Annotated in this window: 16 protein-coding genes and 1 pseudogene; 4 read left to right on the top strand and 13 right to left on the bottom strand. The window is 69.2% G+C overall.

Annotation, left to right across the window (positions count from 1 at the left end; all coding sequences use genetic code 11):
• Window positions 1-151: 151 nt before the first annotated feature.
• From ACFY1S_RS26050 to ACFY1S_RS26035, 4 genes and pseudogenes are all read right to left on the bottom strand, one after another.
• The gene (locus ACFY1S_RS26050) at window positions 152-1,327 is read right to left on the bottom strand and encodes a zinc-dependent alcohol dehydrogenase (protein WP_387123053.1); all 1,176 of its coding nucleotides are present in this window, start codon (window positions 1,325-1,327) and stop codon (window positions 152-154) included.
• Entirely contained in the window at window positions 1,324-2,226 is a 903-nt protein-coding gene (locus ACFY1S_RS26045) for an SRPBCC family protein (protein ID WP_387123051.1), read from the bottom strand. Before ACFY1S_RS26045 ends, ACFY1S_RS26050 begins: the two co-directional genes overlap by 4 nt.
• Before the next feature lie 309 nt (window positions 2,227-2,535).
• Entirely contained in the window at window positions 2,536-2,823 is a 288-nt protein-coding gene (locus tag ACFY1S_RS26040) for a DJ-1/PfpI family protein (RefSeq protein WP_387123049.1), read from the bottom strand.
• A 115-nt stretch (window positions 2,824-2,938) separates the two neighbouring features.
• A pseudogene (locus ACFY1S_RS26035) lies at window positions 2,939-3,058 on the bottom strand (peptidase C56); the annotation flags it as partial.
• Window positions 3,059-3,268: 210 nt separating this feature from the next.
• Between ACFY1S_RS26035 and ACFY1S_RS26030 the strand changes: the two are divergent.
• Entirely contained in the window at window positions 3,269-4,111 is an 843-nt protein-coding gene (locus ACFY1S_RS26030) for an aldo/keto reductase (RefSeq protein WP_387123047.1), read from the top strand.
• A gap of 13 nt (window positions 4,112-4,124) precedes the next feature.
• Here the strand turns inward: ACFY1S_RS26030 and ACFY1S_RS26025 are convergent, their stop codons facing one another.
• From ACFY1S_RS26025 to ACFY1S_RS25990, 8 genes are all read right to left on the bottom strand, one after another.
• Window positions 4,125-5,249, bottom strand: a complete 1,125-nt coding sequence (locus ACFY1S_RS26025; RefSeq protein ID WP_387123045.1) for a hypothetical protein — start codon at window positions 5,247-5,249, stop codon at window positions 4,125-4,127.
• A 250-nt stretch (window positions 5,250-5,499) separates the two neighbouring features.
• Window positions 5,500-6,759: an iron-containing alcohol dehydrogenase gene (locus tag ACFY1S_RS26020; RefSeq protein ID WP_387123043.1), complete on the bottom strand. Its 1,260-nt coding sequence runs from the start codon at window positions 6,757-6,759 to the stop codon at window positions 5,500-5,502.
• 117 nt (window positions 6,760-6,876) lie between these two features.
• Entirely contained in the window at window positions 6,877-8,337 is a 1,461-nt protein-coding gene (locus tag ACFY1S_RS26015; protein WP_387123041.1) for an NAD-dependent succinate-semialdehyde dehydrogenase, read from the bottom strand.
• Window positions 8,338-8,472: 135 nt separating this feature from the next.
• Complete coding sequence (locus tag ACFY1S_RS26010; protein WP_387123039.1) at window positions 8,473-9,549, bottom strand: ABC transporter ATP-binding protein; 1,077 nt, start codon at window positions 9,547-9,549, stop codon at window positions 8,473-8,475.
• A complete protein-coding gene (locus ACFY1S_RS26005) occupies window positions 9,549-10,616 on the bottom strand; it encodes an ABC transporter ATP-binding protein (RefSeq protein WP_387123037.1) in 1,068 nt (355 codons plus the stop codon). The genes ACFY1S_RS26010 and ACFY1S_RS26005 overlap by 1 nt, the downstream gene beginning before the upstream one ends.
• Window positions 10,616-11,527: a carbohydrate ABC transporter permease gene (locus ACFY1S_RS26000; RefSeq protein ID WP_387123035.1), complete on the bottom strand. Its 912-nt coding sequence runs from the start codon at window positions 11,525-11,527 to the stop codon at window positions 10,616-10,618. The genes ACFY1S_RS26005 and ACFY1S_RS26000 overlap by 1 nt, the downstream gene beginning before the upstream one ends.
• Entirely contained in the window at window positions 11,527-12,474 is a 948-nt protein-coding gene (locus ACFY1S_RS25995; protein WP_387123033.1) for a carbohydrate ABC transporter permease, read from the bottom strand. The genes ACFY1S_RS26000 and ACFY1S_RS25995 overlap by 1 nt, the downstream gene beginning before the upstream one ends.
• Window positions 12,471-13,874, bottom strand: a complete 1,404-nt coding sequence (locus ACFY1S_RS25990) for an extracellular solute-binding protein (protein ID WP_387123031.1) — start codon at window positions 13,872-13,874, stop codon at window positions 12,471-12,473. Before ACFY1S_RS25990 ends, ACFY1S_RS25995 begins: the two co-directional genes overlap by 4 nt.
• A gap of 347 nt (window positions 13,875-14,221) precedes the next feature.
• Between ACFY1S_RS25990 and ACFY1S_RS25985 the strand changes: the two genes are divergently transcribed.
• From ACFY1S_RS25985 to ACFY1S_RS25975, 3 genes are all read left to right on the top strand, one after another.
• Window positions 14,222-14,965, top strand: a complete 744-nt coding sequence (locus tag ACFY1S_RS25985; protein WP_387123029.1) for a GntR family transcriptional regulator — start codon at window positions 14,222-14,224, stop codon at window positions 14,963-14,965.
• 88 nt (window positions 14,966-15,053) lie between these two features.
• Window positions 15,054-15,623, top strand: a complete 570-nt coding sequence (locus ACFY1S_RS25980; protein WP_364362977.1) for a DJ-1/PfpI family protein — start codon at window positions 15,054-15,056, stop codon at window positions 15,621-15,623.
• A gap of 19 nt (window positions 15,624-15,642) precedes the next feature.
• A complete protein-coding gene (locus tag ACFY1S_RS25975) occupies window positions 15,643-16,464 on the top strand; it encodes an alpha/beta fold hydrolase (protein ID WP_387123027.1) in 822 nt (273 codons plus the stop codon).
• 92 nt (window positions 16,465-16,556) lie between these two features.
• On the opposite strand, the gene ACFY1S_RS25970 is transcribed toward ACFY1S_RS25975, so the two are convergent.
• A complete protein-coding gene (locus ACFY1S_RS25970) occupies window positions 16,557-17,945 on the bottom strand; it encodes a ricin-type beta-trefoil lectin domain protein (protein WP_387123025.1) in 1,389 nt (462 codons plus the stop codon).
• Window positions 17,946-17,984 lie beyond the last annotated feature (39 nt).

The raw sequence follows: 17,984 nt of genomic DNA, 5'->3' as shown, positions 1-17,984 counted from the left end.
CGCTCATCGGCTGCGCCTACCCAGGGTCGCCTGTGGCAAACGGCCGGACATCCAGATCGGGAATGCCGGGCGTCCTGCGGACCGGGGGCCTCCGGACCGGACGACGCATCCGGCCACCGGGCGCGTCCCGGTGGCCGGATGCGGATCGTGGTCAGGGTTTGAGGACGACCTTCTCGCAGTTGTCCTGCTTGTTCTTGAAGATCTCGAAGCCGCGTTCTGCCTGGTCGAGCGGCAGGGTGTGGGTGATGACCCGGGTCGGGTCGATCTCCCCGCGTTCGATGCGCTGCAGCAGCGGCTTCATGTAGCGCTGCACGTGGCATTGACCGGTACGCAGGGTCAGCGCCCGGTTCATCCAGGCGCCGGCGGGGAACTTGTCGAGGAAGCCGCCGTACACGCCGATGACCGAGACGATGCCGCCGCTGCGGCAGGACAGGATCGCCTGCCGCAGCGCGTGCGGGCGTTCGGTCTCCGAGCGGACTGCCTGTTTGATCCGGTCGTAGGCGTGCACGTGTGCGGCACCGTGGCTGGCCTCCATGCCGACCGCGTCGATGCACTTGTCCGGTCCCCGTCCACCGGTCAGTTCCAGCAGCCGGGACCGCACGTCCACCTCCTCGAAGTTCACCGGCGTGTGGCCCGCCCGTTCGGCCATTTGCAGCCGGTACGGCTCTTTGTCAATGGCGATGACCTTCGCGGCGCCGAGCGCCCGGGCGCTGTCCATCGCGAACTGGCCGACCGGGCCGGCGCCCCACACCGCCACCACGTCGGTGGACTGGATGTCGCACATCTCGGCACCCATGTAGCCGGTGGGCAGGATGTCGGAGAGGAACAGCACCTGCTCATCGGTCAGGTCCGACTCGATCTTCAGCGGACCGACATCGGCGAACGGCACCCGCGCGTACTGCGCCTGACCGCCCGCGAAGCCGCCGGTCAGATGCGAATAGCCGAAGATCCCGGCGACCGGGTGACCGAACATCTTCTCCGCGATCCCGGCGTTGGGGTTGGAATTCTCGCAGCAGGAGTACAGCTCGGCCGCGCAGGCGCCGCACGCGCCGCACGCGATCGGGAACGGCACGACGACCCGGTCCCCGACGCGCAGCCGGCCTGGGTCGACGCCCCGGCCAACCTCGATCACTTCGCCCATGAACTCGTGGCCCATGACGTCGCCGTCCTGCATCGTGGGCACATACCCGTCGACCAGGTGCAGGTCCGAGCCGCAGATGGCGGTGGAGGTGATCCGTACGATGGCGTCCCGATCGTTGAGGATCCGCGGGTCCGGCACATCACGGACCTTGACCTTGTTGCGGCCCGCCCAGGTGTTCGCCCTCACGCGCCTGCCCCCTCCGCCAACTCGGAATCCGACAGCGGCTGCGCCGGACGCTGCGGGAACTCCTTGCGGGCCCGCTTGCCCCACGGGGCACCCTCGGACCGGACCACCTGCCCGGTCTCCAGTACCTGCTTGAGCCGGCGCAGGTCGTCGTCGAGCTGCTGGTGCGGCTCCTCACCGAAGTACTTGGCGACCGCCTTGCCGACTGCGCCGCCCGGGACGTCGTACGACATGACGACGTGCACCTCGGTGCTCACACCGTCCGGGGCGGGCACGAACCGGACCGTACCGGCGTTCGGCACGTCCGCGTTTCCGGTCGACCGCCACGAGATCCTCTCGCCGGGTGCCTCCTCGACGATCTCCGCATCCCACTCGACGTTCTTGCCGAACGGAGCGGTGGCGGACCAGTGGCTCGTACGGTCTCCTGTGGCGCGGATCTCCTCAAGGTGTGCCATGAACGTCGGGAGATTGTCCAGTTCACGCCAGAACGCGTAGACCTTGGGCGGGGATTTGCGGATGGTCGTCGTGGCTGTCAGCTCCATGGATCCTCCTCCGTGCAAGCCTCGTACCGCCATCGCTGAGCCGATCCTTTTCGCGCGGGTGGCCTGCACGGCGGTCAGCAGGTCCACCACCGTGATCCCGACGACGGCGCCAGTGACACCGACGAGGCGACGACGGCGACGCCCGCTGCGGCGGGCGATGGCCACCCCGAGGGAGGCCAGGTCCATCGCGTCGCCTGCGACCCGGGTCCACGCCCAGATGCTCTTTCGCCGGCTCGTCAGTAGCCCGGCCGCGTGTACCAACTCTCGCGCCCCGACCAGCGGCACCACGGTCCGGGTCGTCGGGGAGTCGTCCACTCCGCTGATCCGGCGTACCGTGTCCGGTGCCGCCAGCTGTGTCACGCCCAGACCGAGACTTATCCAGCCGAGCCGGCGCCCTCGCCGCTGCACGTCCTCCCTGGCCCTGAATGCCTCTCGGGTTGCTAGTTGAGTCACGGGTAGCCCTCCGTATCCGGTCGCACCCGGCCGAGCGATTCGGTCCACGACGGTCCGGGGCTCGCCCCGTAGAAGCGCGGTTACCCCTCGGAAACCACCTCAACCCGTCCATCGGTCACGGCATGGAGGCGATCCCTGTCCTGCTGGTCAGGACGACGTCCGCCGGCGTGGGGCCGAGGCCCGGGCTGATCCTCCCGACCCTGAGGCCCCGCCCAGTCAGGCCGTCGCCATCTGGCGGACGTCCTCGCCCTGGCCGAACACCTCGACCATCTTGGCGCAGAAGGCCGGAAGGTCGCTGGGGTTGCGGCTGGTGACAAGGCCATTGTCGACCTGTACCTGTTGGTCCACCCGGTTTCCGCCCGCGTTGCGGATGTCGGTGCGCAGGCTCGGGAATGAGGTGACGGTCCGGCCGTTCACCATGCCGGTTTCGACCAACGACCAGGGGCCGTGGCAGATCGCCGCCACCGGCTTCTGTTGCTGAAAGAACGCGCGGACGAAGTCCATCGCCTGTGGGTTCATCCGGAGCCGGTCGGGGTTGACCGTCCCGCCCGGCAACAGGGAGGGCGTCGTAGTCGGCCGCATCGGCCTCGGTCACGGTCCGGTCCACCCGATAGTGGTTGGCCGGGTTGATGTCCTGGTTCATCGACTGGATCTCGCCGGAATTCAATGAGATCAGGTGGACCTCGGCGCCCGCCTGCTCCGCGGCGGACCGGGACTGGGTGTACTCGACGTCCTCCACCCCGTCGGCGGCGCATCCTTCGCTCGCGATCGCCTTCCGGGCGTTGGCGCCGGGAAACTGGCCACCGAACGCCACTCGAGGGCGGACAAAACCTCCTGTACGCCCGCCGCTCAGAGGGAGCCCGCGCGGAAAGGTCGCGCCACGAGAGTGCTTCCTGTCGCAACGGGTAACGCACTCGACCCACAGGTACCAGGTTCCGGAAAGGTCGCCATGACCCTCCCCGCTGCGCCGATCGAGCTGCCGTCCGGCCAGACCATGCCCCTCCTCGGCCAGGGCACGTGGTACCTGGGCGAGCACCCCGAGAGGCGGCGGGACGAGATGGCCGCCCTACGCACGGGGATCGACCTGGGCATGTCCATGATCGACACTGCGGAGATGTACGGTGACGGCGCCTCCGAGGAACTCGTCGGCGAGGCGATCGTCGGACGACGCGCCGACGTCTTTCTGGTCGACAAGGTGCTGCCGTCCAACGCCAGCCGACAGGGAACCGTGCAGGCGTGCCGCCGCAGCCTGCAACGACTCGGCGTCGACCACATCGACCTCTACCTGCTGCACTGGCGTGGCATGAATCCACTCGCGGAGACGATCGAGGCGTTCGCCGAACTCGTCGACGCCGGTGACATCGGGCAGTGGGGCGTGAGCAACTTCGACCTTTCCGACATGACCGAGCTGATCGAGGCGGGCGGGAACGACTGCGCGACGAACCAGATCCTGTACAACCTCACCCGCCGGGGTCCCGAGTACGACCTGCTGCCGTGGCTACGTGAACACCGGATCCCGGTGATGGCGTCCTCGCCGATCGAGCAGGGCCGACTGCTCGGCCACGACCAGATCGCCGAGGTCGCCGCCCGGCACGGGGTGACGCCCGCTCAGGTGGCGCTGGCCTGGGTGCTGAGGCAGGAGGGGGTTGCGGCCATCCCCCGATCGTCCAGGTCGGAACACGTCCGGGAGAACGCGGAAGCACGCGACCTGCGGCTGACCGAGGAGGACATGACGGCACTCGACACCGCGTTCCCACCGCCGGCCGGCCCGCAGCCGCTGGAGATGTTGTAGGTCCAGCGTCTGCTTACCTATTGCTGTGGCTGCCGTCCTTCTCGTCCCGCCAGCCGCCTGGTTCGGGATGGTAGCCGTAGGCGGCGGCTCGGACCGTCTCCTCGTTCTCCAGCCCGGAGCCGATCGCGCCGCCGACCGTGGCGAGCGAGCTGGTGATCCAGGCGAGCGTCAGATAGTCGGTGACATTTACCGGCCGCTCCAAGACCTGTTCCAGCACGGAGGTGTCGATCAGCAGCGCCCCGACGAGCACCGTTCCCACGAACAGCACCACGTAGGACACCGCCGTGGCCAGAGTGAGGGTGAGGATCGTACCCAGGTTGAACAACCGTGCCAGCTCAGCCGGTGTCTCGCGGCTTGGTTTCTCCCACAGGTCGTGCGCGACAATCAGCCAGACGACCAACGCGGTCAGCCCGAGCAGCATGATCACGGCGAGCCGGAGTCCGCCGAGCGCATCGCCCATCTGCCAGATGGTGTCCGTCGTGAGCGCAAACGCGGCCGTGCCGAACGCGCCGACCAGCAGCTTGGACAGGCCCAGCAGGGCCCGTCCCGGGCGGTTGGCTCGCACCATTCCAGCCAACAGCCGCACCCGGCCAATCAGCCCCGAGGCGACGTAGCGCCGCTCACCGGCGTCGGCCTCGCCAACCACTCGGTGGGTGGCGGGGATGCGGCTTGTCATCTCGGCCGGCGCCCAGCCGGTCGGCGGCACCCGCTGGTCGTGAGGGTCGGTCAGCAGTCGGCCCACCAGATCCGGAACGGCCGTGCGGACGGCTCGCAGTTGCGCCAGTCCCAGCGCGGGCAGGGAGATCATCGCAACCTGGCGCCTGGCGGAGATCTGCGCGACCAGCGGCGCCCGCTCGGCATGCAGCGGCAGGTCGGTCAGGCAGATTGCGAGATCCCACCGGTCGACGGTGCGCCGGCTGGCAAGATCGTCGAGCAGGGCCTCGGCGCCGCCGTCGCGGCGCGGTGCCACGTCTCCCCAGCCTTCCCGGACAGTCCACCGCACGTCCGCGCTCACCCGCTCGGTCAGTCGGTCGGCCAACTCGGCGGCGAGCTGCGCGGCCACGCGGGCCGGGTGGTCCGGCGGGGTTGCTACCAGTCCGACGACGATCTCCGGACGGTGCTGTTCGCTCTGGGCCATTGGTGCTCCTCACCGGTAGCCGGGCTCGGCCGCTGACGGCGAACAAACCGTGGGTGAGGCGTCATCGCGGCAGCTCCACGGCGACCGAGGTAGTGGGAGAGTCCGGCAGCCGAGAGGAGCACCCAACGACCAGCCCGCACAGTGCCACCGTGACGCCCTCATCGAACTGAGCGCTCGCCCCCGCAGCCTAAGAGACCACCCGACGGGGTGTAGCGGATTCGATGGAAGGCGCTCCGGTAGCTCAGCCGGCTCATCGAGACGTGGAGCGACGCCCACCATCTCTGCTCGGAGTCAGGACGTGTCGGGTCCGGTCCCCGGTCCAGGCCGCTTCGAGGATCGCGGTCAGGCTGGCGGTGTCGGTCGGGCCCGGATGGTTCTGGATCAATCGGGTGACGCCACCGGCCATCTCGGCGAAGCGCGGGAGGTCGGCGCGTGCCACGCCGATCTCCGCCAGGTTGGGAGGGATGCCGATGTCGGCGAGGAGCCCGTCGAGCCAGGTGAGGAACGTATCTGCGGCCTCGGCATCCGAGGCGTCGGTCACGTCGAGCCCGCACACCCGGGCGAGGATCGCCAACCGGTCGCTGACGGCATCCCTGGCCGCGTCAAGTGCGTAGGGCAGGAGCAGCCCGACGCCCAGGCCGTGCGGCGTGTGCGTGGCGGCGCCGATGGGGTACTGGAGAGCATGCGGGGCCGCGTTGCCCGCGTGGGAAAAGGCGAGCCCGGCGAGCATCGACCCGTAGGACATGTCCGCGCGCGCGTCCGTGTCGCCTCCGTCCCGGACAGCGCGACGCAGGCTACGGGCGATCCGCTCCGCGGCCAGGAGCGCGTAGTGGTCGGTGATCGGGTTGCGGCCGAGGAAGACCTGCTCCACCGGGTCGCGCGGCCCGTGGGCCCGGGGTCGCGCGGTGTAGCTCTCCACCGCGTGACAGAACGCGTCGATGCCGGAGTGCGCGGTGACGCTCGCCGGGCAGGTGTAGGTGAGTTCGGGGTCGACGATGGCGAAGTCGGGCACGATGTGGACGCTGGAAACCCCCACCTTCAGCTCGCGGTCCGGGTCGGTCAAGACCGAGACCGGTGTGAGTTCGGAGCCGGTGCCTGACGTCGTCGGGACCGCGACCAGAGGAAACGTCGGGCCCGGCACCTTCGACTCGCCGTAGAAGTCGCGTGGCGTCCCGCCGTGGCGCCTGATGACGCCGACGATCTTGGCAAGGTCGATCACCGTGCCGCCCCCGATGGCGAGGATGACGTCGGCGTCCACCTCGGCGGCGACCGAGACGGCCACCGCGACATCGGCGAGTGGCACGTCCGGGTTCGCGTCGGAGAACACCTCGACGGCCTGGACCTTCTCCCGTACGGCGGCCACGATCTCGGCCACACCCGGCTGCCCCAGGAGAACCCGGTCGGTCACGATGAGGACCCGGGAGCCGCTCTCGGCCACCACCCGTGGGATGTTCTGCGCGACCCCTTCGCCCACTATCAGCTGGCGTGGTCCGCGGACGGTCTCAAGCATGTGTCTGCCTCTCCGGAACGTCGGCGGTGATGTGCGGGGCGGGCGTCCAGGTCGCCGGCGGGACCGGAACGGCGTCGGCGCGGGCGTGCGCGCCGGGCTTCCGGAGCAGCGGGCCGGTCATGGCAGGTCGATCGCCGCGTAGGTGAGGTCGAGGTACTCGAGGATTCCCTCGTGCGACCCCTCCTTGCCGATCCCTGACTGCTTCACGCCTCCGAACGGAGCGGACGGGTCCGATATCAGTCCGCGGTTGACGCCGACCATCCCCGTCTCCAGACCCTCGACGAACCGCAGCGCCCGGTGCAGGTCACGGGTGAAGACGTACCCGACCAGGCCGTGCTCGGTGTCGTTGGCCTTCGCCAGCACCTCGTCGTCGGACGTGAACGAGATGATCGGCGCCACCGGGCCGAAGATCTCCGCCTTCAGCATCCGCGCGTCTTCGGGTACGTCCACGAGGACCGTGGGCGGGTAGAAGTGGCCCGGCCCGTCCGGACGCTCGCCACCCACCAGGACCCGTCCGCCGCGATCGACAGCGTCGGCGACGAGCTCGTCGATCGTGGCGACCGAGGCCTCGTCGATCAGCGCCCCGACGTCCACGCCGTCGTCGAGACCATGGCCCATCGTGAGCGCGCCCATCCGCTCGGCGAAGCGCGCCGTGAACTCCTCGCGCACCGGCTCCTCGACGTAGATCCGGTTGGCCGCGACGCAGGACTCCCCGATGTTGCGCATCTTGGCCACCATGGCGCCGTCGAGGGCGACGTCCAGGTCGGCGTCCGCACACACGATCAGGGCCGCGTTGCCGCCCAGTTCCATCGAGGTACGCAGCACGTTGTCTGCGGCCTGTCGGAGCAGCACACGCCCGACCTCGGTCGACCCGGTGAACGAGAGCTTGCGGGTCCGACCGTCGGCCAGCAGCGCGGAGACCACAGCGCCGGAACGCTTGGTGGTCACCACGTTGACGACCCCCGGGGGTACGCCCACCTCCTGCATGATGCGGGCCAGGAACAGCATGGTCAGTGGCGTCTGGGCTGCCGGCTTGGTGATCGTCGTACAGCCTGCGGCCAGCGCGGGGGCGATCTTGCGGGCGCCCATGGCCAACGGGAAGTTCCACGGCGTCACGAAGACGCACGGTCCGACCGGCTTCGGCACGGTGAGGATGCGATATCCGCCTGCGGGAGCGGTGCTGTAGCGCCCCTCGACGCGTACCGCCTCCTCGGCGAACCACCTGAAGAACTCGGCGCCGTACGCCACCTCCGCCCGCGCCTCGACGAGCGGCTTGCCCATCTCGAGCGTGATCAGCCGGGCGACCTCCTCGGATCGTTCGGTCAGTGCCCGGTACGTCGCGGTCAACAACTCCGACCGTTTCCGCGGCGGGGTCGCCGCCCACTGCGCCATCGCCGTACTCGCCGCGTCCAGAGCGGCGAGCCCGTCGACGACGTCGGCGTCCGCCACCTCGGCGATGGTCTTTCCGGTGGCCGGGTCCTCGACGGCGAAGGTGGCTCCGCTCGCGGCGTCGCGCCAGCCGTCGCCGACGCGCAGCCGGCGGTGCTCGGGGGCCAGGACGTTCGTCGGGTCAGTCACTACGTCGCCTCCTGGTGCTCTTCCTGGTGATGTCCGGCGAGCCCCAGCGACCGCGCGGTGCTCGTGGCCGGACGGGCCACCCGCCCTCGTGGGGCAGGGTTGCCGAGTGGGTCGAGGATGGTTCTCCCGGCGCGGTTACCGCCCAGCCTCGGACAGCGACAGCCCGGTGCCCGCGTCGAACAGGTGCGCACGGTCCAGGTCGACCGCGACACGCAGCCGCTCGCCGGGCGTACCGGTGACCGTGGGTCGCGCCTTGACCTTGAGGATCTCCGTCCCCACCCGGACGTCGACCACCGTCCGGTCACCGAGCGGCTCGAGCCCGTAGAGCTCCCCGGACAACGACGCGTGCCCGCGCTGCTCGACGGAGAGGTCCTCCGCGCGTAGGCCCAGCAGCAGCGCACGACCGTCCTCAGCCGTGGTCCAGCGGGGTCGCGGCAGCGTCCAGCCGTCCGCGCCGACCAGACGATCTCCCTCGGCGCGGCAGGCGAGCAGGCTGATCGGTGGGCTCCCGACGAATCCGGCTACCCACCTGTTGGCGGGACGCTCGTACACCTCGGTCGGCGTTCCGACCTGTTGCACCCTGCCCTCCTTGAGGACCGCTACCTGGTCGGCCATGGACAGGGCCTCGACCTGGTCGTTCGTCACGTAGACGAATGTCGCTCCGAGGCTCCGGTGGATGCGTGTGAGCTCGGTGCGCATCTCGACGCGGAGCTTGAGGTCGAGGTTCGTCAGCGGCTCGTCCATGAGAAACGCGCGCGGACGACGGACCAGCGCCCGGGCCAGGGCGACACGCTGCATCTCACCGCCCGACAACTGCGCGGGACGACGTTGCAGCAGCCGTTCGATGTGCAGCAGGCTCGACATCTGCTCGACGGCGGCGGCGATCTCGCTCGACGAACGGCGGCGGGCCCGCAGCGGCGAGGCGATGTTCTCGTACACCGTGTGTCGCGGATAGAGGGCGTAGCTCTGGAAGACCATGGCCAGGTCGCGTGCGGCCGGGGTGTCACCTGTCGCGTCCCTCCCGTCCAGCTGCACCGACCCGGCGTCGAGTTTCTCCAGGCCGGCGATCGCCCGCAGGGTCGTCGTCTTGCCTGCCCCGGAGGGCCCGAGCACGACGAAGAACGAACCGTCCGGCACGTCAAGCGTCACCCCGTCCAGGGCCTGGACCTTGCCGAAGGACTTGCGCAGCCCGTGTGCTGTCACGGTTCCCATCAGGCCACCAGCTCTTCCGTGCGCACGTCGTAGACCGCCGGGGTTCCGCCGGTGTGCCGCAGCCCGACTTTCGCGTCAGCGGGGAAACGGACGGTCGGTGGCATCCGAACCCGTACGTCGCGCTGGCCGCTGTGGTCGACCACGTAGATGATTTCGTCGCCCAGCCACTCCGCCGAGACGACGCGGGCCGGGACCGACAGTTCGGCCCCCGGTGCGGTCACTTCCAGCGCTTCCGGCCGGACGCCCGCGACCAGGCGTCTGTCGCGCGGCAGGCCCGGCGGTGGCGTGAGGACCAGTCCGCCCTGACTGCGCAGCTTCCCGTCGGCCACCTCCACCTCGACGAGGTTCATCGGCGGGGAGCCGATGAACGCGGCACAGAAGAGGCTCGCCGGACGCTCGTAGACCTCGAGCGGCGTGCCGATCTGCTCGACGCGGCCCTTGTTGAGGATGGCGATGCGGTGACCGAGCGACATCGCCTCGACCTGGTCGTGGGTGACGTAGACCATCGTCGCCCCCAGCTCTCCCTGGAGGTGCTTGATCTCCGTGCGCATGTCCGCCCTCAGCTCCGCGTCCAGATTGGTGAGGGGCTCGTCCATGAGGAATGCACGCGGCCGTCGCACCAGGGCGCGAGCGAGCGCGACACGCTGCTGCTCCCCGCCGGACAGCTGGCGTGGTCGCCGGTCCAGGAGCGGACCGAGCCGCATCAGCCGGGCGGCCTCGGCGACCCGCGCGTGCACCTCCTGCTTGGGCAGCCCTTCGGCCCGCAGGGGGAACGCCAGGTTGTCGCGGGTCCGCAGATGCGGGTAGAGCGCGTAGAACTGGAACACCATGGCGATGTCGCGCTCGGCGGGCGGCAGGTCGTTGACGAGCGTGTCGCCGATGCGGATGTCGCCGGTCGTCTGCCTCTCCAGGCCGGCGATGGCCCGCAGCGTGGTCGTCTTGCCGCAACCCGAGGGGCCGAGCATCACGAACAGCTCACCATCGTCGATGGACAGGTCCACGTGGTCGACCGCGACAGTCCCGTCCGGGTAGCGCTTGTGCAGGGCTGTCACCTCGATGCCCGCCATCAGCGTCGCACCGCCCCGAGCGTCACGCCGGCGATGAGGTGCCTGCGCACCAGGTAGGCGAAGACGAGCACCGGTAGGGCGAACACCACGGAGGCGGCGGCCACGAGACCCCAGTCCGTGGTGGTGCCGCCGATGAGGCCGGCGATTGCCGGTGGGGCCGTCCGCACACCGTCGCTGGAGGTGAGGAAGATGGCGAACACGAACTCGTTCCACGAGAAGATGAGGGCGAAGACGGCCGTCGCGGCGATGCCGGGCACGAGCAGCGGCAGGGTGTACCGCCAGAACGCCTGCAATCGGGTGTAGCCGTCGAGCATCGCGGCGTCCTCGTACTCGGCGGGCACCTCGTCGATGAACCCCTTCATCATCCAGATCGTGAAAGGGACGTTGAAGGCGGCATAGATGAGGATCAGGCCGAGCTTGGAGTCGATGAGTCCGACCTGGCGGTACATGAGGAAGATCGGAATCACGACCACCACGGGGGGCATGAAGCGGGTGGACAGGATGAAGAACAGTTGATCCTTCTTGGCCCTCACGGCGAAGCGTGAGTAGGCCCAGGCCGCCGGGACGCCCAGCACGGTGGCCAGCACCGTGGAGACCCCGGCGACCACCACCGAATTGAGGAACGCGACGGACAGGGCCGAGCGACCGCCGTCGGGGGCGACGAAGACGTCCTTGAAATGGTCCATGGTGACCGTGAAGCCGAAGAACTTGGCCGGGATGGCGTAGACGTCCCTGTTCTCCTTGATGGACGTCGTGATCATCCACAGCACCGGAAAGAGCATCACGACGGCCAGCACGGTCAGGAACGCGACCTCCAGCCCGGATCGGCCCCGGCCGCCGAGGCGGCGCGCCGGGGGCGCCTCATCCCGGGCGGGACCTGTGGACACGGCCTCGTCGACGGAGACGGCCATCAGCCCTCCTTGAGCTTGTTCAGGTAGCGCAGGTAGAGCTGCGTCAGGATGATCACGACGAGGACCAGGAGGATTCCGTACGCCGAGGCGGTTCCGGTGTTGAAGCCCAGGAACGCGACCTTGTAGATGTGGAACGACATCGTCTCGGTGGAGACGCCCGGGCCGCCGTTGGTGAGGATGTAGACGAGGTCGAACAGCCGGAAGGCCTCGATGGCCCGGAACATCACGGCAATGAGGAGCAGCGGCCACACCAGCGGAAGAGTGATGGTGCGGAACCGGAACCACTCGGACGCCCGGTCGATCGAGGCGGCCTCGTACAGGTACTTGGGCACCGCGGTGAGGCCCGCGAGGGCGATGAGCATGATGAACGGCGTCCACTGCCAGGTGTCCACCACGATCAGGGAAAGCAGTGCCGTCCGCTGCCGGGTGAGCCACTCCACCTGCCCCAGACCGACCGAGCCGAGCATGCTGTTGACCACGCCGAACTGAGCGTCCAGCATGAATCGCCAGAACAACCCGACCACGACCGGCGACAGCATCATCGGCACCAGGAACAGCGTGGTCAGCACTCCTCGCCCGTGCGTGCGTCGCGAGATCAGGTAGGCGATGCCGAAACCGAGTACGGTCTGCAGACCGACCGCGCCGACCACGTAGATCAACGTCGTCAGGGCCCTCTGGTGGACCTGCGCCGAGGTCAGGATGGCCGTGTAGTTCCCGAACCCGACGAAGTTCGCAGGGCCGCCGCGGGTGGCCGAGTAGTCGGTGAAGGACAGGTACAACGCCCACAGCAACGGGAACACCGACATGGCGAGCAACAGCAGCATCGCGGGGGAGATGAAGGCCACGGCGAGCCCGCGATCGCTCAGCCGGCGGGACCGCCGCGGCGCCTGTGGCGTCGCGGACGCCACAGGCCCGGCGTGATCGGTCGTCAGGGGGACGTCGCTCACAGCCCGCCGCCGCCCTTGCGGTTGCTGGAGTCGAGCACTCCCTGCTGCTCCTTGGCGATGTCGTCGAGCGCGTCCTTCGGCTTCTTCGCGCCGTTCAGGGCGGCGTTCACGTTGGTGTTCTCGATGTCGACGAGGCGGGCGTACTCGGGCACGTTCCACATGTCCCGCATCCGCGGAACCGAGTCGGCGTACACCTTGTTGAACGGGCCGGCGTTGAGAAACTCGGGTGACTGGATCGCGTCCGTACGCGATGGCACGCCACCGGCGGCGGCCCACTTCTTCTGGATGTCAGCCCGCTCGAACCACTTCATGAAGTTCAGGGCTTCCGCCTGGTTCGCCGCGCCGGAGTAGGCCGACACGTGCATCCCCATGCCGCCGAGCGGGACCAGGTCCGTCTTCTGGGTCGGCAGGGTGGCGAAGCCCAGCTTGTCGAGGATCTGCTCACGGGTGGTGCCGAGCGTCGACTGCTTCGGATCGAGCAGGCCGCCGCTCGCGGCGATCCAGTTGAACGCGATGCACGCCTTGCCCTGAGCGACGGCCGCGTTCACCTCGTCGATGAACCAGTTACCGGAGCCCTTGGCGGTCAGCGGCTTCATCTTGTTGACCAGGACGTCCATCGCCTCCTGGCCGGCCGCGTCGTTGAGGACGCCCTGGATCTTGCGGGCCTTGGCGTCCCAGAGGTTGCCGCCGTAGACGCCGTTTACCGTGTTGTAGGTGACGGCCGCCGCGTCGGAGCCGTTGGCCTGGTGGAACGCCAGTCCGCTCACGCCTGGGTTGTCCGCCTGGCACTTCGCGGCGACCGAGATCATCTGGTCCCAGGTCTGCGGCGGCTTGTCGCCGATCAGGTCCTTGCGGTAGATCATCGTCCAGGTGTCGCCGAGCAGCGGCAGTCCGTACAGGCTGGCGTTCTCGTCGCGCTTGCCGGTCTCCGCCTGGGGGAACTGGCCGTACGCCGCCAGGAGGTACGGGTCGTAGGCGTTGACCTCGATGTTGTTCTTGACGAAGTCGGTGAGGTCGAGGATGTTGCCGTTCGTCACGGCCTCGCCGATGTGTTGCGAGTCCAGGATCGCGATGTCGAAGTCGGTCTTGCGGGCGGCGAACTGGGTGAACATGGCGTCGTGCCAGTTCGCGTTCGGCACAGTGTTGACCTTGATGGTCGCGTTCGGCCGCTCCTTCTTGTACTCCGCGTTGGCGAAGGCTTCCAGTGCCTGGGCGGGCGGCCAGTCGAACCAGATGAAGCTGAGGGTCAGCGGGTCCTTGCTGAGTTCCGGGACGGCAGCCGGCGCCTTGGGGGCGCTCGCCTTCGCGTCGTCGTCCTTGCCGTCGCCGCACGCCGCGGTCGTGGCGACCAGCAGCATGGCAGCCGCCGCCAGCCGCACCTTCCGGCCGGGAGTGGACATTCGTCCTATTCGTTGTGGATGCCGCATCTTCTCGCCTGCTTTCTGGCTGGGACTTCCAGGAGCCTCGCTATGCGCTTCGCCGAGCAGTTGCTTGGTGGCGTGTTGCCGAGTTGTCGTGGGGCCGACCCACGTACCGGCGTCACGAGTGCGCCGCGACGTACGGGGTCGTCTGCCGTGGCGACGTCCTTCAGGGGGTGACGTGGCGACGGCGGGCGGTTCCGCGACGGTGGCCGATGAAGATCATCTGCCACTTTTCCTATACGATCTGCTGGGGGCGTCAGCATGCCGCAGCATTGTGACTGATGTCAACGGGTTCGCGAGGACGCACGAGAGGAACTCAGGCCACGATGGACGACGAAGCGATGATCGCGCGGGGCCGTAGGGCCGTGACGGGTGGAACGCCGCCCGGACGATCTGGCGGCCGGCTCGCCGACGAGGTGTACGACACGCTGCTCGGGCAGCTGATGTCGCTCCGGATCGAGCCCGGCTCCCGCGTCACGATCGACGTCCTGGCGCGGGAGCTGGGGGTCTCCCAGACGCCGATCCGGGACGCGCTGAACCGCATGGAGGCCGAAGGCCTTGTCGTCCGTGTGCCCCACGCCGGCTACCGCATCCCTCCCCAGATCACCCGTCACCGATTCGAGGACATGCTCGAGGTCCGCCTGCTCCTCGAGCCGGCGGCGGCGCGCAGATCCGCCGAACGCGCATCGCCGGAGCAGGTGGCGGGTCTGCGACGGATGCTTGAGGAGATGGCGGAGCTGGAGGGGGGCAACGGGCTGATGGCCTATGGCGCCTTCGGGCTACGCGACGCTGCTTTCCACGATCTCGTCGCCCTGAGCGCGGAGAACCAGGTCATCCGCGAAGCGCTCGCCCGCCTGCACAGCCATGTGCACCTCTTCCGGCTTCACCACGACACCCAGGTCACCCACCTGGCGATGGCCGAGCACGAGGACGTGGTGGCCGCGATCGCCGCGCGGGACCCCGACGCCGCCGCCTACGCGATGCGACGGCACATCCTGCGCTCCGGCGAGCGTTTCCGCCGATTGTTCGACGAGGTCAGGGACGGGCGCCCAGTGGCGGTCGAGTCTTGACGGGCGGGCGGGGCCCGAGGAATGCTAACCCCACCGGATCGGATCGGATTGGATCTACCTCACCGCCCCCAGATGCGAGGAGAAGCAGGTGCCCAGAGCGCTGCTCCTGACCGGCGACGCCGCCGAGGAACTCGACACCATGTATCCCTACTACCGAGTGCAGGAGGGCGGTTGGGACGTCGACGTCTCGTCACGGACGACGCGTGACGTGCAACTGGTCATCCACGAGTTCGACCCCAACTCCGACGCCTACGTGGAGAAGAACGGCCGGAAGCTGCCGGTCGACGTGCCCTGGGCCGAGGTCGACGTCGAGCGCTACGACGCCCTCATCATCCCCGGCGGACGTGCCCCCGAGTGGATCCGGGTGGACGCCGACGTCAGGCGCATCACTGAGCACTTCTTCGCGCGCAACCTCCCCATCGCGCTGGTGTGCCACGGCGCGCAGGTACCGGCGGTGTATGGGCTGCTGAAGGGCCGCAAGACGGCGTGCTTTCCCCCCATCACCGGTGACATGGAGAACGCGGGCGCGACGGTCATCGACGCTCCGGACGTCGTGGACGGCAATCTCGTCTCCTGCCGCGGGTGGCCCGACATGCCGCAGTTCGGCAGGGCGATGATGGAGGTCTTCTCGAAGTCGGTCGACCCCGCGTCGGCGTGAGCGCACCTGGCTCGCCCCGGTGACGGCACTTCGGACGGTCATAGTCGACGGCTCTCCGGTCCACGTCCTGGAGAGCGGCACCGGGCCCGCGGTGCTGATGCTGCACGGCTCCGGGCCCGGCACGACCGGGTCCGGCGCCTGGGCGACGACGGCGCGGGCGCTGGGCGCGTCCTGGCACCTGGTGGCTCCCGACCAGGCCGGGTTCGGCCGTACCCCTGTCCCTGTGGGCTCCAGGGGTGGGCTCCGGCTGTGGACGGAGCAGGCCGCCGGCCTGATGGACGCTCTCGGTGTCGAGCAGTACGCCGTGGTGGGTCACTCCATGGGCGGTGCCGTGGCGTTGGCGTTGGCGGGCGCGCGCCCGGAGCAGGTCACCCGTGTCGTGGCGGTCTCGACGATGGGCGCCCCCGGGGCGCCGCTGTCCGCCGACCTCGACGCGATCTGGGCTGCCCCCGCCGGCCCGCTCGGGGCACGGGACATGCTGAGTCGCCTCGTCCTCGACCAGGCGCTCGTGACCGATGAGGCAGTCGATGCCCGTGCATCCGCGATGCGAGCGGGAGCCGCCGCGTTCGCGTCGTTGTTCCCCGCACCGAGGGCACGGTGGGTCGACGATCTCACCCTCTCGGAGCGGACGCTGGCAGCGATCCGCGCGCCCGTGCTGCTCGTTCACGGTGCCGAGGACCGGGTCACCCCGCTCGCGACGGCGGCCCGCCCCCTGCTCGGACACCTGGCCGATGTCCGTCTGCACGTGTTCGGCAGATGCGGGCACGTGCCGGCGATCGAGCACCCGCACGAGTTCAGGGAACTGCTGTCGTGCTTCCTCCGCCGGGACCGGGACGACTGATCGCCAGCGGTGACGCGATGGCCGACCCGCACGGTCGGGGTGGGCCCGGCGGGACGCCGGGCCCACCCGTCACCGGTGGCGGGCGACGATCCTCAGGTGAGGCGCGCGAGCCGGAACTGCTGGTTGGTCTGTCCGTTGCAGTCGTAGAGCTGGATCTGGGCGCCGTTGGAGGTGCTCCAGACGTCCAGGCAGCGGCCGGACTGGACGTTGCTGATGGTGCCGTTGGAGTTGAGGTTCCACTGCTGGTTGGTCTGGCTGTGGCAGCTGTAGATCTGTACCGCCGCGCCGTTGCCGGTGCCGGCGGCGTCGAGGCACATGGTGCCGTACACCTGGAGTTGTTTGCCTGAGGTGTAGGTCCAGGCCTGGTTGGTCTGCTTGTTGCAGTCGTAGAGCTGCACTCGGGTGCCGTTTGTGGTCGAGGCGTTGGGTACGTCGACGCACCTGCCGGACTGGGTGCCGACGATCTCGCTGGCCGTGCCCGGCGGGACGGTGGGGGTCGGTGTGGGCGTGGTGGGCGTCGGTGTCGGGGTGGTCGGCGTCCCGGGCAGCAGCGGGCACGTGCTGCGGTAGGTGACCACGCCACTGGAGTCCAGCAGCGGGCAGAGGAACTGGCTGTACCGGGTGTCGTTGTCGAGGAACATCTTGACGAACGGCAGCATGGTGCGGACCATCACCGGGTTCGACCGTCCGACCATGAACCCGTGGTCCGCGCCGGCGACCTCCACGTAGACGCTCTCCGTGCTGGTCGGGATGCTGTTGTACAGGCCGGTGGCGTAGGACGGGGTGACCACTGTGTCCGCCTGCCCGGCGAAGATCATCGTGGGCACACGGTCGTTGGCCAGGTTCGACGACGGCGAGTACGGCGCGATGCCGACCACCGCCTTCAACGACGGACGCCGCATGGCCGCGCTCAGCGCGCCACCGCCGCCCATGGAGTGCCCGGCGACGGCCAACCGGTTGGGGTCGACCCGGTCCCGGACGGGGCTCTGCTGGGTCAGGTAGTCGAGCGCGGCGAGCAGTTGGGTGCCCCGGGCCGTGTCGAAGTCGTTGCGGCTGTTGGTCTCGATGCCGATCACGACGAAGCCGTGGGAGGCGAGCCACGGTCCCATCCAGGCCAGCTCGGCGGAGAACAACGCGGTGTAGCCCGGCGAGATCGCGATGGCCCCGAACGTGCCCTGGCTGGTGTCGGTCGGGTAGTAGATCCGGCCGCCGTTGAAGCCGTACCCGGTGGGGACGCTTACCGACGTGTTGGCGAAGGGACCGTTGACCGCGGTGACGCTGGTCCGGGTGGGGTCCGGGCCGCGCTGGTACGGGTTGTCGGCGGCCGACGCCGATCCGGTCGCCACGGTGATGGTGAACAACCCGACCACGGCGGCGAGCCCGGCCGCGGCGAGCGTGAACAGTCCTCTCCGGCGCCGGGGGGACACCCGGGCCGTGTCGCCGTCTGCCGGGGGCGGGGGAGGGTTGGCGTGTCCTGGCACTGTCGTACCTCCTGGTGGTGGATGGATACGAGGCGGGCG

The organism is Micromonospora sp. NPDC000663 (assembly GCF_042898105.1).
GTDB lineage: Bacteria > Actinomycetota > Actinomycetes > Mycobacteriales > Micromonosporaceae > Micromonospora.
This window is presented reverse-complemented; position numbering and strand designations above follow the sequence as displayed.